At 47.6% G+C, this 23,007-nt stretch carries 28 protein-coding genes and 1 pseudogene; 14 read left to right on the top strand and 15 right to left on the bottom strand.

The window, feature by feature from the left end; genetic code table 11:
- Nucleotides 1-44: 44 nt before the first annotated feature.
- From FHW36_RS11415 to FHW36_RS11405, 3 genes are read right to left on the bottom strand one after another with little or no spacing between them, the layout of a single operon-like run.
- Entirely contained in the window at nucleotides 45-812 is a 768-nt protein-coding gene (locus tag FHW36_RS11415; protein WP_145667474.1) for an ABC transporter permease, read from the bottom strand.
- Complete coding sequence (locus tag FHW36_RS11410) at nucleotides 812-1,579, bottom strand: ABC transporter ATP-binding protein (RefSeq protein WP_145667471.1); 768 nt, start codon at nucleotides 1,577-1,579, stop codon at nucleotides 812-814. The genes FHW36_RS11415 and FHW36_RS11410 overlap by 1 nt, the downstream gene beginning before the upstream one ends.
- Before the next feature lie 12 nt (nucleotides 1,580-1,591).
- The gene (locus FHW36_RS11405; RefSeq protein WP_145667468.1) at nucleotides 1,592-2,464 is read right to left on the bottom strand and encodes a pentapeptide repeat-containing protein; all 873 of its coding nucleotides are present in this window, start codon (nucleotides 2,462-2,464) and stop codon (nucleotides 1,592-1,594) included.
- A gap of 195 nt (nucleotides 2,465-2,659) precedes the next feature.
- On the opposite strand from FHW36_RS11405, the gene FHW36_RS11400 reads away from it, so the two are divergent.
- Together FHW36_RS11400 and FHW36_RS11395 are read left to right on the top strand one after the other, a co-directional pair.
- Complete coding sequence (locus FHW36_RS11400; protein WP_145667466.1) at nucleotides 2,660-2,983, top strand: P-loop NTPase family protein; 324 nt, start codon at nucleotides 2,660-2,662, stop codon at nucleotides 2,981-2,983.
- Between the two features lie 385 nt (nucleotides 2,984-3,368).
- On the top strand, nucleotides 3,369-5,195 hold the full coding sequence (locus tag FHW36_RS11395; RefSeq protein ID WP_145667463.1) for a cytochrome c oxidase subunit I: 1,827 nt from the start codon (nucleotides 3,369-3,371) through the stop codon (nucleotides 5,193-5,195).
- Nucleotides 5,196-5,203: 8 nt separating this feature from the next.
- Here FHW36_RS11395 and FHW36_RS11390 read toward each other — a convergent pair whose 3' ends face one another.
- The 3 genes and pseudogenes from FHW36_RS11390 to FHW36_RS11380 form a co-directional block, all read right to left on the bottom strand.
- A complete protein-coding gene (locus FHW36_RS11390) occupies nucleotides 5,204-5,521 on the bottom strand; it encodes a DUF3175 domain-containing protein (RefSeq protein WP_145667460.1) in 318 nt (105 codons plus the stop codon).
- A gap of 78 nt (nucleotides 5,522-5,599) precedes the next feature.
- Nucleotides 5,600-5,744 (bottom strand): annotated as a pseudogene (locus tag FHW36_RS11385) (helix-turn-helix domain-containing protein); the annotation flags it as partial.
- Nucleotides 5,716-5,925: a hypothetical protein gene (locus tag FHW36_RS11380; RefSeq protein WP_145667457.1), complete on the bottom strand. Its 210-nt coding sequence runs from the start codon at nucleotides 5,923-5,925 to the stop codon at nucleotides 5,716-5,718. The pseudogene FHW36_RS11385 and the gene FHW36_RS11380, both read right to left, overlap by 29 nt.
- 42 nt (nucleotides 5,926-5,967) lie before the next feature.
- On the opposite strand from FHW36_RS11380, the gene FHW36_RS11375 reads away from it, so the two are divergent.
- Together FHW36_RS11375 and FHW36_RS11370 are read left to right on the top strand one after the other, a co-directional pair.
- Nucleotides 5,968-6,342 (top strand): helix-turn-helix domain-containing protein, encoded by a 375-nt coding sequence (locus tag FHW36_RS11375; RefSeq protein WP_145667454.1) that lies wholly within the window; start codon nucleotides 5,968-5,970, stop codon nucleotides 6,340-6,342.
- Nucleotides 6,343-6,434: 92 nt separating this feature from the next.
- The gene (locus FHW36_RS11370; RefSeq protein WP_145667451.1) at nucleotides 6,435-7,190 is read left to right on the top strand and encodes an SDR family oxidoreductase; all 756 of its coding nucleotides are present in this window, start codon (nucleotides 6,435-6,437) and stop codon (nucleotides 7,188-7,190) included.
- 106 nt (nucleotides 7,191-7,296) lie between these two features.
- On the opposite strand, the gene FHW36_RS11365 is transcribed toward FHW36_RS11370, so the two are convergent.
- Genes FHW36_RS11365 through FHW36_RS11355 form a run of 3 tightly spaced genes read right to left on the bottom strand, consistent with a single transcriptional unit; the run spans nucleotide 7,297 to nucleotide 9,905 of the window.
- The gene (locus tag FHW36_RS11365; protein WP_145667448.1) at nucleotides 7,297-8,019 is read right to left on the bottom strand and encodes a hypothetical protein; all 723 of its coding nucleotides are present in this window, start codon (nucleotides 8,017-8,019) and stop codon (nucleotides 7,297-7,299) included.
- Nucleotides 8,020-8,022: 3 nt separating this feature from the next.
- Complete coding sequence (locus tag FHW36_RS11360; protein WP_145667445.1) at nucleotides 8,023-8,382, bottom strand: hypothetical protein; 360 nt, start codon at nucleotides 8,380-8,382, stop codon at nucleotides 8,023-8,025.
- 2 nt (nucleotides 8,383-8,384) lie between these two features.
- Entirely contained in the window at nucleotides 8,385-9,905 is a 1,521-nt protein-coding gene (locus FHW36_RS11355) for a hypothetical protein (protein WP_145667442.1), read from the bottom strand.
- A 424-nt stretch (nucleotides 9,906-10,329) separates the two neighbouring features.
- Between FHW36_RS11355 and FHW36_RS11350 the strand changes: the two genes are divergently transcribed.
- The 4 genes from FHW36_RS11350 (at nucleotide 10,330) to FHW36_RS11335 (ending at nucleotide 13,161) form a co-directional block, all read left to right on the top strand.
- Entirely contained in the window at nucleotides 10,330-11,166 is an 837-nt protein-coding gene (locus tag FHW36_RS11350; protein ID WP_145667439.1) for a hypothetical protein, read from the top strand.
- Between the two features lie 53 nt (nucleotides 11,167-11,219).
- Nucleotides 11,220-12,005, top strand: a complete 786-nt coding sequence (locus FHW36_RS11345; RefSeq protein ID WP_145667436.1) for a helix-turn-helix domain-containing protein — start codon at nucleotides 11,220-11,222, stop codon at nucleotides 12,003-12,005.
- A gap of 64 nt (nucleotides 12,006-12,069) precedes the next feature.
- A complete protein-coding gene (locus tag FHW36_RS11340) occupies nucleotides 12,070-12,621 on the top strand; it encodes a dihydrofolate reductase family protein (protein WP_145667433.1) in 552 nt (183 codons plus the stop codon).
- Between the two features lie 123 nt (nucleotides 12,622-12,744).
- On the top strand, nucleotides 12,745-13,161 hold the full coding sequence (locus FHW36_RS11335) for a DUF4345 domain-containing protein (protein ID WP_145667430.1): 417 nt from the start codon (nucleotides 12,745-12,747) through the stop codon (nucleotides 13,159-13,161).
- A 20-nt stretch (nucleotides 13,162-13,181) separates the two neighbouring features.
- Here FHW36_RS11335 and FHW36_RS11330 read toward each other — a convergent pair whose 3' ends face one another.
- A complete protein-coding gene (locus tag FHW36_RS11330; protein WP_145667427.1) occupies nucleotides 13,182-13,763 on the bottom strand; it encodes a GNAT family N-acetyltransferase in 582 nt (193 codons plus the stop codon).
- A 122-nt stretch (nucleotides 13,764-13,885) separates the two neighbouring features.
- Here FHW36_RS11330 and FHW36_RS11325 point away from each other — a divergent pair, with 122 nt between their 5' ends.
- Nucleotides 13,886-14,296 (top strand): RidA family protein, encoded by a 411-nt coding sequence (locus FHW36_RS11325; protein ID WP_145667424.1) that lies wholly within the window; start codon nucleotides 13,886-13,888, stop codon nucleotides 14,294-14,296.
- 107 nt (nucleotides 14,297-14,403) lie between these two features.
- Nucleotides 14,404-14,925, top strand: a complete 522-nt coding sequence (locus FHW36_RS11320; protein ID WP_145667421.1) for a GNAT family N-acetyltransferase — start codon at nucleotides 14,404-14,406, stop codon at nucleotides 14,923-14,925.
- A 35-nt stretch (nucleotides 14,926-14,960) separates the two neighbouring features.
- Here the strand turns inward: FHW36_RS11320 and FHW36_RS11315 are convergent, their stop codons facing one another.
- Nucleotides 14,961-15,548 (bottom strand): Crp/Fnr family transcriptional regulator, encoded by a 588-nt coding sequence (locus FHW36_RS11315; RefSeq protein WP_145667418.1) that lies wholly within the window; start codon nucleotides 15,546-15,548, stop codon nucleotides 14,961-14,963.
- Nucleotides 15,549-15,673: 125 nt separating this feature from the next.
- Between FHW36_RS11315 and FHW36_RS11310 the strand changes: the two genes are divergently transcribed.
- From FHW36_RS11310 to FHW36_RS11295, 4 genes are all read left to right on the top strand, one after another.
- Nucleotides 15,674-16,567, top strand: a complete 894-nt coding sequence (locus tag FHW36_RS11310; protein WP_145667415.1) for an SDR family oxidoreductase — start codon at nucleotides 15,674-15,676, stop codon at nucleotides 16,565-16,567.
- 169 nt (nucleotides 16,568-16,736) lie between these two features.
- The gene (locus FHW36_RS11305; protein ID WP_145667412.1) at nucleotides 16,737-17,654 is read left to right on the top strand and encodes a bestrophin family protein; all 918 of its coding nucleotides are present in this window, start codon (nucleotides 16,737-16,739) and stop codon (nucleotides 17,652-17,654) included.
- Nucleotides 17,655-17,708: 54 nt separating this feature from the next.
- Entirely contained in the window at nucleotides 17,709-18,641 is a 933-nt protein-coding gene (locus tag FHW36_RS11300; RefSeq protein ID WP_145667409.1) for a Dyp-type peroxidase, read from the top strand.
- A 90-nt stretch (nucleotides 18,642-18,731) separates the two neighbouring features.
- Complete coding sequence (locus tag FHW36_RS11295) at nucleotides 18,732-19,325, top strand: hypothetical protein (protein WP_145667406.1); 594 nt, start codon at nucleotides 18,732-18,734, stop codon at nucleotides 19,323-19,325.
- Nucleotides 19,326-19,383: 58 nt separating this feature from the next.
- Here the strand turns inward: FHW36_RS11295 and FHW36_RS11290 are convergent, their stop codons facing one another.
- From FHW36_RS11290 to FHW36_RS11275, 4 genes are read right to left on the bottom strand one after another with little or no spacing between them, the layout of a single operon-like run.
- Nucleotides 19,384-19,638: a DUF6755 family protein gene (locus FHW36_RS11290; RefSeq protein WP_145667402.1), complete on the bottom strand. Its 255-nt coding sequence runs from the start codon at nucleotides 19,636-19,638 to the stop codon at nucleotides 19,384-19,386.
- Nucleotides 19,635-20,159 (bottom strand): QcrA and Rieske domain-containing protein, encoded by a 525-nt coding sequence (locus FHW36_RS11285; protein WP_145667399.1) that lies wholly within the window; start codon nucleotides 20,157-20,159, stop codon nucleotides 19,635-19,637. The genes FHW36_RS11290 and FHW36_RS11285 overlap by 4 nt, the downstream gene beginning before the upstream one ends.
- A 10-nt stretch (nucleotides 20,160-20,169) precedes the next feature.
- Entirely contained in the window at nucleotides 20,170-20,739 is a 570-nt protein-coding gene (locus FHW36_RS11280; protein ID WP_145667396.1) for a 4Fe-4S dicluster domain-containing protein, read from the bottom strand.
- 24 nt (nucleotides 20,740-20,763) lie between these two features.
- Nucleotides 20,764-22,977: a molybdopterin oxidoreductase family protein gene (locus FHW36_RS11275; RefSeq protein WP_145667393.1), complete on the bottom strand. Its 2,214-nt coding sequence runs from the start codon at nucleotides 22,975-22,977 to the stop codon at nucleotides 20,764-20,766.
- Nucleotides 22,978-23,007: the final 30 nt, after the last annotated feature.

Here is a 23,007-nt window from a genome sequence, read left to right as displayed (position 1 = left end):
CTTCAACAAGAGCGCCACTCATTGAGTGACGCTCTATTTATAAATTACGCCCGCCTCTTATACACCCTCATAGCAAAAAAATAAGCCAGCAATGTAATCCCCCCGCACCATCCCAATGCCACCCATATTCCATTGCCTACCGGTTGATGATAGAGCAACGCACGGATCGCTTCCACAATCGACGTCACCGGTTGGTGCTCCGCAAAAGCACGAACGCCTGACGGCATTGACTTCGTGGGCACAAACGCGGAGCTGATCAACGGCAGGAAGTGAATGGGATAAGCAATAGCGCTGGCGCCATCAATCGTTTTGGCGGTGAGGCCGGGAATGACGGCAATCCAGGTCAGTGCCAGGGTGAACATAGCCAGGATGCCGGCTATAGCCAGCCAGGAAACCAGGCCTGCGGGCGAGCGAAAGCCCATCAGGAGCGCTACAAGAATAATGACGGTCAGCGAAATAACGTTAGATACCAGCGAGGTGAGCACATGTCCCCATAACGCCGCGGAGCGCGCAATGGGCATAGAGTGGAAGCGCTCGAAAATGCCCCGCTGTACATCGGTAAACAGGCGGAAGGAGGTGTAGCCTACACTGTTGGCGATAGCAATCAGCAGGATACCAGGCAATAAATAATTTACATAGTTGTCGGTGCCGGTTTGGATGGCGCCACCTAACACATACACAAATAACAGCATCATGGCAATCGGCATGATGGTAACGGTAATGATGGTATCCATGCTGCGGGAAACATGGCGCATCGAGCGTCCCAGCATCACGCCCAGGTCTATAAAGAAATAGTTTTTGATCGTTTCCATTAGTAGATAGTTTTTTTACCAACAATGGCGAGGAATATCTCTTCCAGCGTGGGTTGTTTTTCAATGTATTCAACTTTTGCAGGCGGGAACAGCTGCTTCAACATTTCCAGGGTGCCACTGGCGATAATTTTGCCGTTATGCAAAATGGCGATGGTATCGGCGAGCTGCTCGGCCTCTTCCAGGTATTGAGTGGTCAGGAAGACCGTAGTGCCGTTGCGGGCCAGTTTTTTGACGATCTCCCATACAACCATGCGCGCTTCCGGATCAAGCCCGGTGGAGGGCTCATCAAGGAAAATGAGGGATGGATTTCCGACCAGGCTCATGGCAATATCCAGCCGGCGGCGCATACCGCCGGAATAAATAGCGGCCTTCCGGTGGGAGGCGTCGGTTAAACCGAAGCGCTCCAGTAAATCATCTGCCACCTGCCTGGGATGGGGAAGGTGCCGCAACCTGGCCATCATGATAAGGTTTTCCCGGCCGGTCAATACCTCATCCACGGCGGCAAATTGCCCGGTGAGACTAATCGACTGCCGCACCTGTTCGGGTTGCAAGGATACATCGAAGCCATTTACAATGGCTTGTCCGCCGTCTTGCTTCAACAGCGTGGCAAGGATTTTAACCATGGTAGTCTTGCCTGAGCCGTTGGGGCCAAGCAACGCGAAAATGCTTCCTTTCTTTACCTGGAAGTCCACGCCCTTCAACACCGGCGTATTTTTATAGGATTTTTCCAGTCCTTTTACTGCGATAGCGATTTCATTTGATGACATATACATACGTGCTTATGCGGTTAACAATGTGATACCACTCATATCTGCTTTCCCGTTTTTCAGGAATTCAAAGGTCATCCGGTCCGCCTGGCAGTCGATAAACCGGATATGTTTCAGGCTCCTGCATTTGAAAAAAGTATTAGTGAGCGTGGAATTCTGGAAAGTCACCTTGGAAAACGAAGCATTTTCGAAATAGCAATCCTCCAGCGTACCCTCGAATACGATGTTGGCTAAATGGGTAGCATTAAACACCGTACGGTGCAACCTCACATTTGCCAGGGTATTTTTCTCCATGGCGCATGAGGTAAAGGTGGCCCCGGTTAAATCAGCACCTGAGAAGTCGCAGTTTTTAATATGACTGCCCGAAAATTGGGCTGCTTTCAGGGTGCCATCATTAAAATGATTATCTACCAAATGAGAATTTCCTATGTGGCTGTTATCCAGGTTGGATCGGGAGAAATCGCAGGCGGTAATCATATTATTTTTCAGTAAAAGCCCCGACATTTCAGCACCAATAAATTTGCAACGCTGCATGTTGGATGAGCTGAACTTTTCATGGAGGTTTTTCAAACCGGAGAAGTCGGCATCTACCCAATTCCCGAGCGACATATTCCAGTTAAGCGATTGCTTTACGGGCTGTTCTTCTAAAACCGCCATGGATGGAATTTCGGGGGCGGAGGTAAATTTTTCTGAGAAATAATTCAGGTCAACTCCCAGGATTTCCGCCAGTTGGTTAAGGGTAATAATATCCGGGACAGATTCTCCCCGTTCCCATTTTCCTACCGCCTGTGGGCTGATAAATAACCGTTGCGCCAGCTGCGCCTGTGAGATATTTATTTTTTTTCTTGCCTGGGCAATTTTATTTCCGATCATTTTAGTTTCCATAAATACGTTTTTTGTTTTTTTGTGTCGACCTCACAAAGGTATTTCGATGTGCGTTAAGCCACCTAAAAACAACCGCCACCCTTAGTTGTATGATCGCTACTTGTGGTTGTTATTTGACAACTGACGGTGGTATATGATTGAAATTCAGCTTACTAGGAAAAAGTGGCAACCGGGCCCATGCACGGAAAATGAGGCTTGTTACCCCATCCACCATTCAGAATATTACGGCTGGCCCTCGCCATTGCCCTGCTTCCACAACCAGAACTATTAATACTCGATGAGCCCTTGAATGGGCTCGATCTTTTGGGAACCATTGAGATCAGGGAGTTATTGATTCATCTCAACAAAGAATATGGCATTACTGTATTTCTTTCCAGTCATCTTTTGTCAGAACAGGAGAAGTTGGTAACGCATATCGGCATTTTACAGAAGGGCGAACTGATATTTCAGGGGGAGTACCGCCGGATTGGAAGCTATACGATAACAATTCACGGTAAAATAAAATGGCTCTGGTCCTAAGACCGGAGCCATGGTTGTTTCTTTCTTTCCCTCCGCTGGTATTATCCAGATCAGGTCCGAGGGTATGTTCTCAGGTCTGTTTTACGAGACCACCCCTTTTCGGGAAACTTCCGCTATAAATAATAAAAAAATCGTGCCATTACCCTAATTCACTTGTTACCAGGGAGAAAAAGTATTTTTGCGACTCCCAAGACTGGAAGAATTTCCACAGGCGATTCATTTACGATACAGATTGTGCATATATTTTCCACTCCGCAAAGGGAACGACCGATAATATACCGGAGACTATTATAGATAGCCAGTATTCCGGTCGGCTGGGATGTTGACCCATAGGCTTTCCTGGCATAGTAAATGAGGCATATTGGTTCTCTAAAGGTCTTTCACTATGAGCGACAACACTACGCCAGGCAGTGCCGGTTCAAAGGAAGAAGAAGCGTACACCATACATCCCGCATCCCCGGCGGAAGATCATAAACACAAAAAAAGTTTTCTATCTACCTACATCTTCAGTACCGACCATAAAATGATTGCCAAACAGTACCTGGTAACAGGTATGATATGGGCTATCATTGGCGCGTTGTTTTCTGTGTTGTTTCGCCTGCAGTTGGGCTATCCTGATGCTTCCTTTCCCTGGTTAGAGAGCATACTGGGGCATTGGGCTAAGGGCGGCCGCATTTCAGCGGAGGCCTTTTATGCCATGATCACCATGCATGGCACCATCCTCATCTTTTTTGTATTGACTGCCGGTTTGAGTGGTACGTTCTCTAATCTGCTGATTCCTTTACAAGTAGGGGCTCGTGATATGGCCTCTCCTTTTTTAAACATGTTGAGTTACTGGTTCTTCTTTCTCTCCGGCATAGTGATGATGAGTTCCCTGTTTGTACAAACAGGGCCGGCATCCGGTGGCTGGACGGCCTATCCTCCGCTAAGCGCGCTGGGAGATGCTTCTATTGGCTCCAAGATAGGTATGGACTTATGGCTGGCCAGCATGGCGCTTTTCGTGGTATCGCAACTACTCGCCGGCATCAACTATATTACTACAATACTCAATATGCGCACCAGGGGTATGCAAATGAACAGGCTGCCGTTAACCATGTGGGCGTTCTTTTTTACGGCTATCCTGGGTGTACTGTCGTTCCCGGTATTGCTGGCTGGTTTTATCCTGTTGCTTATGGACCGGCATGCCGGCACCAGCTTTTACCTGAGCGAGATATTTATTGGCGGCAGGATATTACCGAATGAAGGAGGCAGCGCTATTCTATACCAGCACCTGTTCTGGTTTCTCGGGCATCCGGAAGTATATATTGTTATACTGCCGGCAATGGGAATTGTATCGGAAGTGCTGGCGGTACAATCCAGGAAGCCGGTATTCGGATATACAGCAATGGTATTCTCTCTCTTTGCCATTGCTATGCTGTCGTTCCTGGTATGGGCGCATCATATGTTTGTGGCAGGGATCAATCCTTTGCTGGGATCATTCTTTGTATTGCTCACGCTGTTGATTGCCGTGCCTTCTGCGGTAAAAGTATTCAACTGGCTGGCCACCATCTGGCGGGGACGGCTACATTTCACTCCGGCTGCTATGTTTGCTATCGGTTTCGTGAGCACTTTTGTTTCCGGTGGACTAACTGGTATCTGGTTAGGCAATTCTACCATAGATGTTTACCTGCACGACACCTATTTTGTTATTGCACACTTCCATCTGGTAATGGGAGTATCCGCAGTGCTGGGTATGTTTGCGGGCGTTTATCACTGGTTTCCTAAAATGTATGGCCGGTTCCTGAACAATACATTGGGCTATATCCATTTCTGGATTACCCTGATGGGGGCTTATGTGATTTTCTGGCCCATGCATTACGAAGGTATGGCCGGTATGCCAAGACGGTATTATGATTTCAGCAATTGGCAGTCGTTTAAACAATTTGGTACTTTAAATGAAGTCATTAGCTTGGCGGCCATAGTAGTCTTTGCGGTGCAGCTATTGTTCGTACTCAACTTTTTCTATAGCATTTTCAAAGGGCGGAAATTAACTACTCTAAACCCCTGGAAGGCCAATACGCTGGAGTGGACAACGCCTATTCATCCGGAACATGGCAACTGGCCCGGTGAAATCCCTGTTGTGTATCGCTGGGCCTATGACTACGGAAAGAACGGAGAGGAGTTTATTCCGCAAACGATCCCGCCAATGCCGGGTGAAAAAGACATCACCTGAAGCGCTGGTTATTTATCCTTTCCAAAAACAACTCTTAGTTTTTCCTTGGCTTTTTCCAGGGTTTGCTTTTGTTTTTCAGGGAGATTTTTACCTGCCCGGTTGATATAAAAGTTCAGCATCGACATCGCCGACTGATACGGAGTGCCTTTTCTGCGGTGGCTTTTACGCGATGAACGCTTGAGAGACTCTGCAATTTCCTGTGGATTGTCAGATTTGAAAATGCCCTGTTGGAGATCCAGTGCGTCGCTGGTTTCCGTAACATGTGCCGACCATTTTCTGCCGGTCTTTTTTCGGTTGCGGGTGGTAGGTGATGTTTTCTTTTTCATAACCCGGGTTTTTGATGATTCCCTTGAAAGAAAATCATCAACAATGAATCCAGAAAGTGAAAGTGCTTACGGTAGACATCAATTAAACCCTTGCCTGAACTCCAGTGGCGACTGCTTCGTTTTTATCTTAAACAGCTTACTAAAAGACTGTGGATGCTCAAACCCCAGCTCATATGCAATCTCACTAACATAGATCACTGGTGGATAGCTTCTCTTTCGTTTTCATGTTTTGTGATGTTTATACCACAAAATTCCACCAGCGGCAGGGATGTTACGTAACCATAATGAAGATGATTGTAGCCAAAATGACGAAAGCGGGCAACAAGGGAGGTTATTTTCTTACCATGGGCATTGCATAAATTATAACCGTCTTTGGCGATCCGTACTGTTTTTTGTAGCTTCATGATCGTGAAGCAATGGTTAACCCGGGCAACATTCAGAAGATCATGTCGAAATCCGTCAGCAAACCAATAAAGCAAAGCGAGGTGATTACGCAAGCGTATTTTACCTTTTTAAATAAACATATTGCAGATGTCATTAATGGGGATGCGCCGCATTTTATGGAGCTGAACCAGATTGCGGCAGCGATGTTTGTGTCGCATGCGCATCTTACCGCCACTATCCAGCAAACCATGGGGCATCATCCCTGTCATTTTTATGATGGGAAAATTATCGACGCCGCGAAGAAAATGCTGGCCGAAACAGATAAGCCCGTCGCGGAAATTGCCAACATACTCACCTACGATCCTTCCAACTTCTCCAAGTTTTTTAAAAAAATAACGGGGCAAACACCCGGAGATTTCAGGGGGAAAATAAAATGACACTCCGGGAAAAATCCCTTAAAGTTCACCATGGCGTCCGTACAGGTTTTTAGACCTTTGGTCTATTATTAAACCAAGTAAAATAAGACATCATGGCAAGTAACGATTTAAAAGGAAAGGTAGTACTCATTGCTGGTGGCGCCAAGAACCTAGGGGGATTGATCAGCAGAAACCTGGCTAAGAAAGGGGCAAAGGTAGCGATTCATTACAACAGCGACAGCACGAAAGCAGACGCGGAAAAAACACTGGCTGATATTACCAGCGCCGGTGGAGACGCATTTTTGTTCCAGGCCGATCTTACGCAGATAGATAATATTAAGCAGTTGTTTGAAGAAACTAAAAAGAGATGGAATGGAATAGATATCGCTATCAATACGATTGGTAAGGTATTGAAAAAACCTTTCCCCGATACTACAGAAGCTGAATACGATTCGATGTTCGACATCAATTCAAAAGTAGCTTATTTCTTTATGCAGGAGGCAGGCAAACAGTTGAACGATCACGGCAAAATTTGTACGATTGTAACTTCGCTGCTGGCAGCTTATACCGGTCTTTACTCCACCTATGCCGGCGCCAAGGCCCCGGTAGAGGATTTCACACGTGCCGCTTCCAAAGAGTTTGGCAGCCGTGGTATCTCTGTAACAGCAGTAGCTCCGGGCCCTATGGATACCCCGTTTTTCTATGGACAGGAAACACCGGATGCAGTGGCTTATCATAAATCCGCATCTGCGCTCGGCGGATTGACCGATATCAAAGACATTGCACCACTCGTAGCGTTCCTGGTAACCGACGGCTGGTGGATTACCGGGCAAACCATTTTTGCCAACGGAGGGTATACTACCCGTTAAAAGGCCTTTTTCTTTAAACAAGTTTCCCGTTGGCATCGAACAGACCGTTGTTGCCAACGGGAACACCGTGTCTACGATAAGCGTAGGCCCCTCATCAGGGATATTGCTATTTATTAATGTGCAGCATAACATCTCTTTTGAGTGTATCGCCTTGTGAAGACAAGACCTTCGACACTACTTTAAACTTCCCGGATACTTTGTAAGGATTAGTAATATTGATGGTGGCGAGATGCGTACTGGAAAATGAGAAGGACGGGTAAATGAGATTGATGCTGGTATCCAGCGGCGTGATCACAAAAAATACTTTGACAGGATCGGTAACCGTGCCCCGGCCCGGGTTGCGCACCAGTTCAGCGGAAATAGAGAAAGAAGTGCTGGTATCACCGGTGTAAGGATCGCTGGTAAGTAGTATGTCATCTGGCAGCGCGGCGTTCACCATAATAAAGGTATCGATTGTATAGATATCGGTAATGGCCTTAATCATGCATTTACCGGGTTGCTTACTAACCAGGGTGGTGGTAGCAATGCCCTCATCATTGGCCTTTACAACCTGGATGGTGTCATTATTAGGGAATGCACCGCTCCTGGCCACGAAGGTCACGGTGCGCTTACCGGCACTTGCTTCGGGGTTGATTTTTACCTTGATATGGCAGCCAGAGGCGCTATCAGCATCCAGTGAGATGACAGAAAGCTCCTGGAATGCGATGATATCCTTTAGTTTTGGTCCCGACGTATTACCCATGGAATAGAGATCATCTTCCCGGTCACAGGCAGGCAGGAGAGCCAGTAGCAGGATGTTTATGAGGGCAATTAATTTGGCTTTCATCATTGATCAGGGAATTAGTGTGAAGCTGGTAATTTGTTCTCTCCGGTTGTTAAGCCGATCCTGGATCGTAAGACTCACCCTTATTTCTATCGGATCTGCCGATTGTACATCAGAGTGGATATCAACAAGCTGGGTATAGGTAAGGAAGTCGTCGCTGATCAGCATCGTTTTTTGCCAGCTGGCGGGATCTATGGCTACCTTCAGGTCGGAGAGCACAAAGCTCACTACCTGTACGGGATTTTGTTCGGGGCTGGTCACTACGGCGTCATAGAAGACGGTACACACATCGCGTCCGTTTTTTACATTAGAGCTTCCATCTGAAGCGAGTATTTTAACGTTGTCGAGCAAAAGAACTGGTTGTCCCATAGTTACATAGTTTGACGGGTTCTGAAAATGGCACTTCCCACGCCGTTCAGGAGTGATTGTACCCTTACATCAATAGATAGCGATACGAATGGAGATCCGTGAAATCGGAGGTTATCCCTGGAAGTGGTAGGATTCGCTGGTTCGCGATAGTACAGATAAAAGCCACTGTTGACTTTGAGCCATGGCCATAATTTTATGCCGGTGCCCAATATCAGTGCCTGGCCACCGAAAAGCCCCCTTCTTACGCTGTCTTTGGCAACAGCGTCTACAGAAATACCAATAAGGAAAGAAAGCCTGGAACGAACAATAGGTCCGAAGCCTCTATATTCCCGCAACGGGATGGAATCATCCAGTGGAGATAATGCCACCTGTACACCAATATATGGATTTACCCGGCCAATGCCCCAAACATAAGCGAGACCTAAGTCGGAAGCGATAAATTGGCTCGCCTGCTTCACAAATTCTTCGGGATAGGTACAGGCCAGCACGCCTTGCAATTTGATGGAACTGGCAATTAAGCTGTAGGTAAGATACCTGTTGGCCGCATCGCGGGACTCAATAGCGGCTTTGATATTTTTCGCGATGAGTCCATAGGTCCCGCTCACAGATAAGCTGCTGTCTTTAGGAATGACATGATAAAGCTGCGCCATAATGGCTGGGATATCCGGTTCTTTAATAGTTGACCAGTCAACCTGCATCATGGTATTGGTAGCCTGCGCAACAAAATTATTCCTGGCAACTTTTTTAAGAGAGTCATTCAGAAGGGCATCTTTGCCTATCTCCCCGATCTGGATAGCAGTAGTAGCAATTTTATTATACATATCCGCATAGCCGTGTAGTTGACTGATGATATCCTTATCCGACAGTTCGAGGGTATAATCTTTGTTAATTTTTCGGGCGGTGCTGAGCGCATTTTCTCTTATCGCTCTTACAAAATTAGAGAATGTCTGGTCAAAAGGAATGTGAGGATTGGCCACATTAACTTTGGCAAAATTGTTTAACAATCCAGGGATGGCATCACTACTTACCAGCGCAGCCAATACAGCAGCCGATTCTGCATCCGTCAATTCTCTTTTACTGTAAGTGTTTATTTGTATGAAATAATCTGTGCTGGGCTGAAGTGTGATCAGGTGGGGTATTATTACCTGGGTGCCAGTATCGGCGAAGTTGACATTCCGGGTAACAGAGTCCACTAAGATAGGGCTGAGGGTGTTGTTCAGCAGCACATCATTGGAAAGAAAGATCCTTTTTCCATTGACTCTTTTCCCTTTCTTAATAAAGCCGGCGTCTTTCATCAACTTCCGGTAGTTGGTAACGCCTACCGGGTAGATAGTAGCGGAAATAGCGGTTACCTCCGGCTTAATATGTACCAGCTTTAGCTGGAAGGCCCTGTCGAATGGCACTTTCCCATCCAGTGCTTCGGGACGGTCGAAGTCGTACACGACCTGTTGCCCATATATTTTTCCGAAAGAGAAAACACTGAGAAGAAGCAGGAAAATACTTTTAAGATAGGTATTGGTCATTGTCGGGGAAGATTGAAGTGATACTTAGGTTTTGGGAAATACTTAAATGCTTGCGTGCGAAGTCATTTATTTCATAATGCTATATGATTTGCTGTTATTGAGGTAACTTTTAATTTATAGGGAATAATTTAATGCTGCCAGCACATTCCATAAATGTTACACTTTGCTCTTACAGCAGTAGTGTTAATTGGAGTTAAAGTCTAGGTGCTCGATAAATAGGATTTATATCATCCTGGCTGAAGTTACAAAAAATAAAAAATATAAATAAAATAAATTTTTCGAGTGATGCTTCCCGGGAAAGGGTATAGGTAGCGGATTAATCTTACCACGCATTGCATCGGTTATGAAATATCGTATTGGTTGTAACTTTTTTATTTTCAATGATTTACCTTAGTTTTGCGGATGCTTTAAAAAGATTGTGCGCATGCCTTTGATAAAAATTTTGATCACCGTAAAAAGTTACCCCACTATATCTTCCCATTACGATGAGCAGGTAAGCATTGCCGGTTTCACGCCCGATGGGATCTTCATCAGGATATATCCTATCCCGTTTTCAAAAAAAGTATACGAGGAACAATACCAGTTGTATGATTGGGTAGAGATGGACCTGGTACGGCATCCCAGGGATTTCAGAATGGAAAGTTTCAGGCCGGTTTCAGCAGAAGCGCCGGTTAAGAAAATTGGACACCTGGGCATAACAGATCATTGGAATGAAAGAAAAGCTGTGGTGTTAAAAACTGTTTACCACAACCTATCTACCTTACTCATGGAAGCCAAACACGAAGCATTCTATACTTCGCTGGCGGTGTTTAAGCCCACCCGCATACTGGGTTTCCTGGTGGAAGAAACAGACCCGGACTGGGACCCTCAACAATTACAAAGGTTAGCGGAGGAGAAAGAAAGCGGGCGGGTGACGGAACAACCGGAAGATCCTTTTACCGTGATGCCTAAGTTACCCTATAAATTCTCCTTCCGTTTTACAGATGATAAAAGTGAAGAGATTATATTGCCGATAGAGGACTGGCAACTGGCGTCACTGTACTGGAAAAGCCTGAAAGCATCCGGTGGAGCAGACAAAGAGCAGAAAGCCATCAACCTGGTAAGAAAGAAATACCTGCAGGAGTATGCACGAAATACAGATCTGCACTTTTTCCTGGGAACTACCCAAAATGCTCAAGCCAGCTTGAAGCAACCATTTACCATTGTAGGGTTATTTCATCCTACCATGCCACCGGCAGTCATACAGGGGAGTTTGTTTTAGCGCGGAGTAATCCTTATCTTTCTGACAGGTTGTAATCGCAAACTTATACGGCAGTGAATATACAATCCTTGTTACCACCCGCAGCGCTGTCTTCTTATGTAAGAAGTATTATGGTCATTGAACATCCGCAGGACCGGGCCGGTTTTGTATTGCCATTGTATGCCAATGGTACGCCAACGCTGGTGTTTCAAAGTACCCGGGGGCAGCGCAATGATAGCCAGGTAGGACATATCAGCGTGTATGGGCAGGCGGTGGCGCCCACCAATCTTTTTATACAGGAACGTTTTGTACTCATTGCCTATTTCCTCCATCCTTATGCTATTAAAGCTATACTGGGCATCACTGCAGGTGAATTGACCGATACGCTGGTAGATGTGAACGACCTGAAGCCGGCAAAGACTATTAGCCTGCAGGAGCAATTGCTTAATGCGCCTTCTGTAGCAGCACAATTAGCGCTCATTAATGCCTTCCTGTTACAGCGCATAGCCAACGATTGTATTGACTACAGCCGTATCGCTTTTGCGACCGCTGCCCTGCAAAAAGATGCAAGCGGGAAAGCGTTGGGCAAACTGCGGGAGCAGCTGTTTAGTACCGAGAGATCAGTACAGCGGTTATTCGAAGACCAGGTGGGTATTTCTCCTAAACTCTATAAAAGGATCTGCCAGTTCCAAGTGGCCTTTCAACAGCTCAACCACTTTGAGTTTACTAAGCTAAGCGATATCGCCTATCGCAATGGCTTTTCTGATCAGAGTCATTTTATCCGGGTATTTAAAGAATTTACCGGTATGAGCCCTAAGGACTACCTCGCATTACGTGCCGGTTACACGGCCGAAAAATGATTTTGTCGGGTCCATTCTATTTTAACCTCGCCACCCGGGCTAATTTTGGTTAAAACTTAAAACAATGAGAAAGATAATTGCTACTGAATGGATGTCCCTGGATGGCATCTTCGACGCTACCCTGATGGCCGAATGGTTCAACCCTTATCACAGCGACAGCCGTGCTACGCTCATCAGCGAAAACATTCATGATTGTTCCGCGATGTTGTACGGCCGTAATACCTACCAGATGTTGTATCCATACTGGTCGGCATTTAAAAACAATGAAATGGGCGTGGCTGATAAACTCAACAAAACCCCTAAGTACGTGGTATCGGGTACTATGGAGGAAGCCGCCTGGGAAAACTCCACCATTATCAATGACGACATCATCGAAACGCTGAAAGGACTGAAGGCATCCGGCGAAGGAAATATACTGGTACAGGGCAGCGGTACGTTGGTGCGTAGTTTGCTGGCCGCCGGGCTGCTGGATGAATTAAAAGTAATGATACAGCCACATATCATGGGTAATGGCCTGCGCTTTTTTACAGAAGGTATGTTTGCCAGCCTGCAGTGCAAGCAGGTAAAGGAGTTGGATAAGGGCGTCGTTGAAGTTACTTATGTACCGGCAGGGTAAGCATAAGTGGTTGCTTGATACTTCACACCCCGGGAGCGCCTTTTTTCTGACATAAATCTTTGTCTATACCAAGATTTATCTACCGGCATCCACCCACATTTGCAGTATCAAAAACAATAAGCAATGAAACATACCCGTGCAAGCCTTATCCTGTCCCGCATTTACCTCTTTTTTTCTGCCGCAAGTCTCCTGATGGTGAGCCTGATGGCCTTTTCTAATCCCCAGTCGGTCATGGACCTGGTGCAGGTAAAGCTATCTAATAACGATGCATTCAGTTCTATACGGGGCGTATATGGTGGCGTGGGACTTACCATTACCCTGGCGTTGGTACGTTGGGCATTGAAGGACGTACAACAGGGCGTTACTTTTGCCAGTGTGCTATGGGGACTCTATGCGATATCAAGGCTCCTCACCATTTCAATGGAAGGACCGCTGGGCGCGTTTGGAACGCAATGGCTGGTGATTGAAAGCGTGCTTTGTATACTGGGCATCTCTCTGTTAGCGGCCCTGCGCCGGCCAGTGGCTCCACTTCATCATTGATAGGGCAGGAGCCGGATGTCTTAATAAGAAGGGTATCCGGCTCCTGTATTGCCGTTGGTATCCAGCAGGAACACGTATTCCAGCCCATCGGTTTCATCCATCACCTCATCTACTTTCATAAAGCCTAACCCCTGAACCAGGGATAACGAAGCTATATTTTCCGGTGCTACCGACGCAAGAAAACGATGTACGCCGGAGGTTTCCAGGGCCCAGTGCATAATGCTGGTAATGGCTTCCCGTGCATATCCCCGGCGTTGATAGTCAGCATAAATTTCATATCCCATTTCTGCGGCGTTTTCCCGGTAAAATTTGTCGGCAGGTGACGAGGGCCGGCTGTGAAATCGTATCAGGCCAATCATTTTCATTTCCGCTTTCAGGATAATAGCCCGGGATGCCCAGGGCGCGTAGGCAGCCTCTTGCTGCAGCTGGCGCAGGTCATGCTCCAGCGCACTGGGCGTATCCAGCAGTGCAGGGGAAACAGGAACGCCCAGTAACTGCCCGGCAGTTGCCGGATCATGCGCAAGGCAGGCCTGGGTAGCTGCCGGGCCGAGCAGTCGTAATATTAATCGCGGTGTTATAATGTCACCTGGAACAGTAAGCATCTATCTGGTGTGTTCTCGTTATAAATATAATAATTAAATTGTGCTACCGACTGCACCAACTAAGCCGAATATAGGACAGTCGCGGCAAAATAACCTTATTCTAACCATAAAAATCTTCAAGCATGAGTTCCCAGGTACAGCATATCAATCCCGATGGTCTTTCAAAAAATCCGGCGTTCTCACAGGTAGTTACTACGCACGGAAACGGAAAAACGATTTATGTTGGCGGACAGGATGCCGTCAATGCACAAGGAGAAATCGTCGGCAAGGGAGACATCGGTGTACAAACGGCACAAGTGATGGAAAATCTTCAAACAGCGCTGTGGGCTTGTGGGGCTACATTTGAAGACCTGGTGAAACTAACGATTTATATTGTGCAGGGACAGGATTTATATCATGGATTTCAGGCTTCCCAAAAATACCTGGGTCATTTGAAAAACCCGCCTGCTATATCTGGCCTTTTTGTGTCGGCGCTGGCCAGGCCCGATTTCCTGGTGGAGGTGGAGGCGGTGGCATTTGTTCCGGAAGCGTAAACAAAGAAACAAAAATACAGGTCACGATTGGACTACCTGTTTTATTACAATTGGCCCACTGATGTCATCTGCTGCAGGGGTAACTTTGTATAAATCTTAGTGACAGTATGGAACAGATAGTGATACAGAAAGCTTCGCTCGGGGATATGGCTACGATACAGGGGATCGGGCGGCAGACTTTCTTTGAAACCTTTGCCCACGGCAATACCGGGGATGATATGGACAAATACCTGGACGAGCATTTTAGTGAAGTTAAAATCAAGGCCGAATTGAGTCACCCCGAATCACTTTTTTTTATTGCCAGAGAAGGAATTGAAGCGGTGGGCTACCTGAAGTTGAACACCGGCCAGGCGCAAACGGAATTGCAGGAGAAAGAAGGGATAGAGATAGAACGCATCTATGTAAAAAGTGCGTACCATGGAAAGAAGGTGGGACAATTATTGTACGATAGAGCTTTGGAAATAGCGCAGCTACAGGGAAAGTCTTATCTCTGGCTGGGTGTATGGGAGGAAAATCCCAGGGCTATTCGCTTTTATGAAAAAAATGGATTTGTCGTTTTCGACAAACATATTTTTAAAGTAGGAAATGATGAGCAAACAGATCTCATGATGAAAAAAGAGTTGCGCTAAAGCAATGATACTTTACATCGCTGCCCTTTTATGATTTATGATGGCTTCACCATGCGTTGCGCATGCCTGATCCGGCTGAGTGTTTCCCTGGAAACGCCCAGGTAGGACGCGATCAGGTGTAATGGGATGCGGTTGGCCAGCTGGGGAAAGGCAGCAACAAATTCCTGGTATTTTTCTTCAGAGGTAGCGCTGATATGCATGCGTATCCTTTCCTGGCTGGCGTTGAGGCTATTGGAAACAATACGGATAGAATAAGCTTTTAAAGCAGGAATGTTATCCATCAGCATATTGAAATGATCGCGTGTCCACAGCAATACATGGGTATCTTCAATGGCTTCTATAAAGTATTTCGACGGCGTTTGATGCATATAGCTTTCATGATCCGTAAGCCAGGTTTGCTCTGGTGCAAAGCGCATAATATGTTCCGAGCCATCGGACTTCAGCAGGTAAGATTTTAACAGGCCTTTTGTAATAAATATTTTGTAAAGGCATACTTCTCCTTCCTCCAGCAGCAGTTGCCTGCGGCGCACTTTCTTGGTAACAGATAACGATAATATTTGTTGCAGCTCCTCCTGGGTAAGCGGCATCACAGACCGGAGGTAGTTTTCGAAAATGTCAGACATGGGTAACGGTTTTATACGGTTGACCGGTACAAAGGTAGGTCAAATGACCTTGAAAAATTGTGTCAAATGTCCTTGTGATGAGGCAGTCTTCCACTGCAAATTTGTAGCCGATCAAAATTACATTTATGCGTGTTTTTGTTACAGGAGCTACGGGGTTTATTGGTACCGCTGTAGTACAGGAGTTATTGCAGGCGGGCCACCAGGTAACGGGGCTGGCGCGTTCGGATACCGCTGCCCGGTTGCTGGAAGCAGCAGGAGCGGAGGTACACCGCGGCGATATTAACGATAGGGATAGCCTGCAACGCGGTGTTGTCGCGGCGGATGGGGTCATCCACCTGGCCTTCATTCATGATTTTGCCAACTTTGCCGCCAGTTGTGAAGCCGATCGTGGCGCCATCAGTGCCCTGGGAGCTGCGCTGGAAGGCAGCCAACGACCATTGCTGATAACGTCCGGAACGTCGCTGGTACATAACGGCGATATCGCTACAGAAAATGATGTACCGGCAGCCTCCCCGCGTACTATTCCACGGGCAGCTTCGGAAGAGTTGGCGCTTTCCCTCGCTGCACGTGGTGTGCGGGCGTCCATCGTACGACTGCCCCCAACCGTGCATGGCGAGGGGGATCATGGTTTTGTGCCTGCACTCATCAATATTGCCCGGGAAAAAGGTGTGGCGGCGTTTATCGGCGATGGCAGTAATCGCTGGCCTGCCGTGCATCGCTTCGATGCGGCGCGGGTATTCCGGCTCGCACTGGAAAAAGGCGCGGCGGGCGCAAGATATCATGCAGTAGCAGAAGAAGGTATCCCCACCCGCGATATCGCGGCCATGATAGGGAAGGGGTTGCAGTTGCCCGTTGAGTCCAGGCCGCCCGAGGCTGCGCCGGATCATTTCGGCTGGATGGCCCGCTTCTTTTCGTTGGATGTACCAGCCTCGGGTAAACAAACCCAGGAACAGCTGGGGTGGCGGCCTGCACATCCTACGCTCATGGCCGACCTCGACCGGCCCGTTTATTTTAAATAACGTATAGCCCTTCAGGTAGCCTGGAGGGCTTTTCTATTTTACTGTAGTCTGAAGCACGTTGCGGTTCTCTGTTTTTCTTCTCTATGGCTGGCCCCTGGGGCCAGCCATAGTATTTTCAGCGCTGGTGTAGCACGGATTTTATATTTTCGCACCATCAACCTGCTTGTATATGATCATAAGAACAAAAGAACACTGGTTTAGGATGCTTTTTGTGTGGCATGGGTCAGTACTGCCACAATTACTGCCTCGCCTGCTGATGTTGTTTATATTGTCGTTGGCTATTGTATATTTCCATGGCTTTATTTTCTCCTTTAAGGTACCGCTTAACCCGACACCATTGACTTTATTCGGATTTGTATTAGCGCTGTTCCTGGGTTTTCGCAACAATGCCAGTTACGACCGATTTTGGGAAGGACGAAAGCTTTGGGGGGCTTTATTGAACGTAACCCGTTCTTTAACCCGTCAGGCGTTGACATTAGGAAACGATGCTGCCAACGAAGCCCGCGTACTGGATTTTGTGCAAATGCTTACTGCTTTAACGTATGCGCTGAAGCACCAATTGAGAAATACACCTGCGGAAGAAGACCTGGGGAAATACCTCGATGCAGCGCAATTCGATAAGGTGGCAGCAGCAAAGTATAAGCCGGTGGTCTTGATGAAACTCTTAGCACGGTGGGTGCAACAGGCCAGGGAAGAGAACAGGATCGATTCCATTCAACAGGCGCGTTTTGATGAAAACCTGGATAAACTGGCTGACATAATAGGAGGCTGTGAGCGAATTATATCTACGCCCATCCCATACAGTTATAGCGTACTGCTACATCGCACGGTTTATATTTATTGTTTCCTGTTGCCGTTTGGCCTGGTTGACAACCTGGGGTGGCTGACCCCATTTATCGTGGTGTTTATTGCCTACACCTTTGTGGCATTTGAAGCAATTGCAGATGAAATTGAAGAGCCGTTTGGCACATCGGCCAACGATCTGGCCCTCACGAATATGTGCCAGGTGATAGCCGCAACCCTGGCGGAATTGATCGGTAAGCCCATTGAGATTACGCAGGTGGCCGATCATGGCGTGATCGATTAACAAATAGCTATTACATCTTAAAGAAAATTATACATTAGTGCAATAAACACAGATATGAATCCTAAACCGCAGCATGTATTAGATGATGGTGGTATCAACACTATTTTTATGGTATGGAACTTTAAAGACGAGGCTATCGTCGAAGATATTTTTAAAGATATCTGCGCGCTGGTCGTCAACCTGAATCATTCGGCCTATACCCGTTTTTCCACAGGTGGCGTTAGCTGCGTAATGGGTATTGGTTATGATGCCTGGAATAAATTGCAGCTGCCGGCACCACTTCCGAAAGAGTTGGAAAATTTTGCTCCTATCGCCGGCCAGCAGCATACCGCGGTGGCCACGAAGGGCGATTTACATTTTCATCTGCGGGGAACGAATAGCAGCATATGCTACGACATGGCGGCCGCCATCACTGATATACTGGCGCCGGTAGCTATTGCCGTGGAAGAAGTACATGGTTTTCGTTACTGGGACGGCCGCTCTATCCTGGGCTTTGTAGATGGTACGGAAAATCCCCATGGCGAAGACCGCGCCTACTTTGGCCTTGTCGGTGATGCTGATCCTGCGTATAAAGGAGGCAGCTATTTATTTGTACAGAAATATATACACGACCTCAAAGCCTTTAATCACTTGCCGGTAACAGAGCAGGAGAAGGTATTTGGTCGCTATAAATCCACCGATATAGAAATGCCCGATGAGGTGAAGCCTAAGAATGCGCATACCGCGGTGGCCAATATCGGTGATGACTTCAAAATTATCCGTGATAATATGCCTTTTGGCAATATGTCTACCAATGAAATGGGAACCTACTTTATTGCCTATGCCAGCACTTTTAGTACGGTAAAGAAGATGTTGCAAAACATGTTTATAGGGGAGCCCGAAGGGAATTATGATCGCCTGCTGGATTTCAGTACAGCCCAAACAGGCAGTCTATTTTTTGTGCCCACCCTCGATATGCTGGACAAATTTTCTGCTGATGGCGATTGATGCCCAATATATTTAAGTTGATTTTAATGTTAGCCGTTGACGAAATAGCAGGAAGCTTCGTACTTTCCTATGTAAATTTTTATTATTGATATGAATGAAAATCCTTTAGTCCCCGGCAAAGCGCTGAGAGGTGTTGCCGGCGGTCTGCTGCTGATGGCGGCATTTACCTTTTTCTGGCTGCGTTTAGCCTCCCTTGGATTACCTGCTATTTATGGAAGTGTTTTGTTGACAATAGGCTTCCTGTTTGGCTTACTGTTACTTGGTTTCGCCATTTACCTGTATAAAATTGCGGCGGCTTTTCCCAAAGTAACCAGCGAAGAAGATAAAGCAGAGGAAAAGAGAACAGGAAAATGGTTTGGTATTATTTTCGGGGGAGAAGGGGTAGCCATCTTCCCTACCTGTACAGTACTCTCCAGCCTGAGGCTGCAGCAATATGTTATCCCTGCTATTGCATTGATAGTGGGACTGCATTTTTACCCAATGGCCTGGGTGTTTAAGCGTAAGCTCGACTACTACACCGCTACCTGGACCAGCCTGGTGGCGTTGGCAGGAATCTGGCTCACCTTTCGCCAGGGCAGCCAGGAATCAGTTGTCGTGCTGGTAGGACTGGGTACCGCTTTGGCCACCATTACTTACGGATTGAATATGATGCGGGAGGGATATAAACTGAGCAGAAAGAACTAAATGATAAAGTCATTTGATTAAAAAAGCAGGCTGCTTCGGGATAAGAGGGGCCTGCTTTTTACTTCTCCCTACTCTTCTTATATCCCATCGGTAAAAAATATAACCAAAAGAACCCGATCAGGAATAATACCAAGGATGCAATAAAAGCCGGCAATGCAATATCCCGGTTATCTCCCAGCGCATTGTTAAGGCCGGTATACAGTAACCATATCTGCAGGCTGATATTCAGAATAAGAATAATGATCAGTGCTGATATCAGGGTATTGGTTTTATTGGGATGCGCTTTGTTTTGCGCATCTTTGAAGTTACTCATAACGACTCATTTTTAGTTAATTCACCACCAACCGCTTTCACATATACATCTTCTCCTTTCAGTACTACTTCCAGTGCCGGTAAAGGCCTGGGCGGCGGCCCCGCGAGCACGTCGCCGGTCATGGCATCAAAGAACCCTTCATGGCAGGGGCATACGATTTGGCCACTGCCAGGCTTATAATATACCGCGCAGGAGAGATGGGTACATTTTTGCTCGTAGGCCCTCCAGCTGCCGTTTTCAAGCCGGATGAGTATATATGGGATGTTGCTTCCTGTAAGGGTAAAGGATCGGGTGCCGCCTGTAGGTACGCTGTGGGTTTTACAGATAAAATGTTCTCCCTTCACGTCTTCCGGTGGAAAGAAATTGGCTTTTACGGCTACATAGGCGCTGCCGGCGGCGAGTCCCCCGGATACCAGGCACAGGAACCGGGCAAAGTCACGGCGACTGATTTTAGTCGCTTCAGTTCTTTCAATGGGAAAGTCCTGTTTCCAGTGCGGTTCAGTAGTAGGTTTATCGGACATATGATCCAGTTTAATGTATTCTCAAATGAGTACTGCCTTTGGGCATCATGATATTCACTTTTGTGGTCACGATTTCTGCGCCGAAAAGGAAGGTGTTCACCGGTGTGCTGTTAGGACGCATGCGGCTGATTTCTTCCCGGGTGCCGTAGAACAGGACCTGGCTGGGACAAACGGTGGCGCACATCGGTTTTTTGCCTGCGCTGGTACGATCATAGCACATGTTGCACTTCATCATCATATCGTACTTTTCTTCTTTGATGGGTACACCAAAGGGGCATGCCATTACGCAATTGGAGCAGCCGATACAGCGGGCGGTGTTGGCAGTATGCACCACACCAAAATCATCTTTCGAAATGGCGTCTGCCGGGCATACCCGCGCGCATACGGGGTTGTCGCAATGCATGCACACCTGCACCGTAGTTTGAATGGTAACGGCGCGTTCTACATAGTTTACATGGATCATGCTTTCGTGACCGTTGGTTTCGCATTCTGCGCAGGCCATTTCGCAAGCTTTACAGCCAATGCAGCGCTGCATGTCCACGAAAAACTCCATATCGGTTTTGTAGGCGGTAACTTCCATATGGTTATAATATTTAGCGTCAAATCAGATACTGTCAAAGGCGTTTGTTTCGCCGGGTTGCGTGAAAATGCCTAATGGCTCCAGCTGGCAGGCGCATACCTTGAATTCAGGGATTTTGGATACTGGGTCCAGGGTGCCGATGGTCAGCTGGTTGGCCGATTTTTTCCCGGGCCAGTGGTAGGGAATGAATACGGTATCTTTCCGTATCGTTTCTACGATGTTGGCCGGAAACTCAGCGCTGCCGCGGCGGGTGGTAACCCTCACGGTTTCGCGTTGCCGGATATTATAGCGTTGCGCCAGCTCGGGGTGTATCTCCAGCAACGGCTCGGGGATAAGGCCTACCAGTTTACCGATACGCCTGGTTTGCGTGCCACTGAGATACTGCGATACCACGCGGCCGGTAGTGAGTACCACTGGAAATTCACTATCTGTTACTTCACTGGGCTCGCGGAATTGTACGGGATTAAAATGTGCTTTCCCATCAGGCGTCGCAAATTGTCTGTCCTCCCAAAGCCGTGGTGTGCCCGGATGCTCTTCTGAAGGACAGGGCCAGAAGATGCCCATATTATCTTCAATTTTTTTATAGGTGATGCCGTAATAATCGGCGGTACCGCCTTTGGAGGCTACCCGCAGTTCATTAAAAATAGCTTCGGTATCGGCGTAGGTAAACTTATCAGCTTCTCCCAGCCTGGCTGCCAGGTCCAGTATAATGGATGTGTCGGTGCGGGCATTTCCCGGAGGGGTAACGGCCCTGCGTATACGAACTACCCTACCTTCCGCGGTGGTTACGGTGCCTTCTTCCTCTTCATGTAAGGAGCCTGCCAGCACAATGTCGGCATGCCGGGCTGTTTCATTGAGGAAAAAGTCGATGCAAACATAAAACTCCAGCTTTTCCAGTGCTTCTCTTACATAGTTATTGTTAGGCAGCGACACCAGCGGATTAAAGCAGATAGATAATAATCCTTTTACTTCTCCCTGGTGGATGGCTTCTATCAGTTCCCAGGCGGTGAGGCCTTTCCCGGGCAGTTCCGCTTCAGGAATGCCCCATACGCCGGCTATATATTTCCGGTGTTCGGGATTGGTGATGTCGCGGTTGCCGGGCAGCTGATCGCATTTATGACCATGTTCCCTGCCTCCCTGGCCGTTGCCCTGGCCTGTGATAGTAGCATAGCCGCAGTAAGGGCGGCCAATGCGCCCGGTGGCCAGTACCAGGTTAATACATCCCAATACGTTTTCTACGCCTTTGGAATGATGCTCAATGCCCCGGGCATGCAACAGGAAGCTGGTGCTGGCCCTGCCCCATAAGTCGGCGGCCTGGCGTATTTTCTCTTTTTCTATACCTGTTATTGCTTCGGCCCATTCCAGCGTATAGTCCTGTACGGCAGCAATGGTGTCGGCAAAACCGGTGGTATGTTCGCGGATAAAATCATGGTCCAGCAGGTCGTGATCCACCAGGTGTTTGAGCATAGCGCCATACAGGGCGGAGTCGGTGCCCGGCTTAATGGCGAGATGTATATCGGCGGTACGTGCCAGCGGAATTACCCGCGGATCTATAACTATTAGTTTGGCGCCATTATCTCTGGCACGCCAAAGCCAGTGGGTGAGGGTAGGAAAGGTTTCGCTCACATTGGCGCCGGTAACGATAATCACTTCTGCATGTTCCAGGTCGGCGTAGTTGTTGGAACCTCTGTCGAGCCCAAATGCTTTTTTATTACCGGCGCCGGCACTCACCATGCACAGGCGGCCGTTGTAATCGAGGTTGGCCGTCTTCACGGCTACCCGGGCAAACTTGCCCATCAAATAACTTTTTTCATTGGTGAGGGAAACGCCTGATAAAATAGAAAAGGCATCTTTCCCGTGGGCAGCCTGTATCTGCCTGATGGCGGTAGTTACGCGGTTGAGTGCATCATCCCAGGCAATGGGCTTGAAGCCTTCTCCTTCCACTCTTTGCAGCGGTTCCAACAGGCGGTCGGGGTGATTGTCCTGGAGGTATCGTTGAACCCCCTTGGGGCATAACCTGCCTTCATTGAAAGGGAATTCCATCCAGGGCTCAAAGCCTACCACTTTGTTGTTTTTTACCAGTAACTGGATACCGCATTGCATACCACAAAAACAGCAATGCGTTTTCACGGTGGCGTCGGGTTCATCTCTGCCGGGATAGCCTTCCTGTGGCGCGAAGTTGAGATGTGGACCAAAATGTGTGATAATTTTTTCCGGGGATACGGGTAATTTAGCCATGCTGATCGTATTTTATACGCCGGTAGGCGG

Origin of the sequence: Chitinophaga polysaccharea (assembly GCF_007829335.1) — a bacterium.
GTDB classification, from domain to species: Bacteria; Bacteroidota; Bacteroidia; order Chitinophagales; family Chitinophagaceae; genus Chitinophaga; species Chitinophaga polysaccharea_B.
This window is presented reverse-complemented; position numbering and strand designations above follow the sequence as displayed.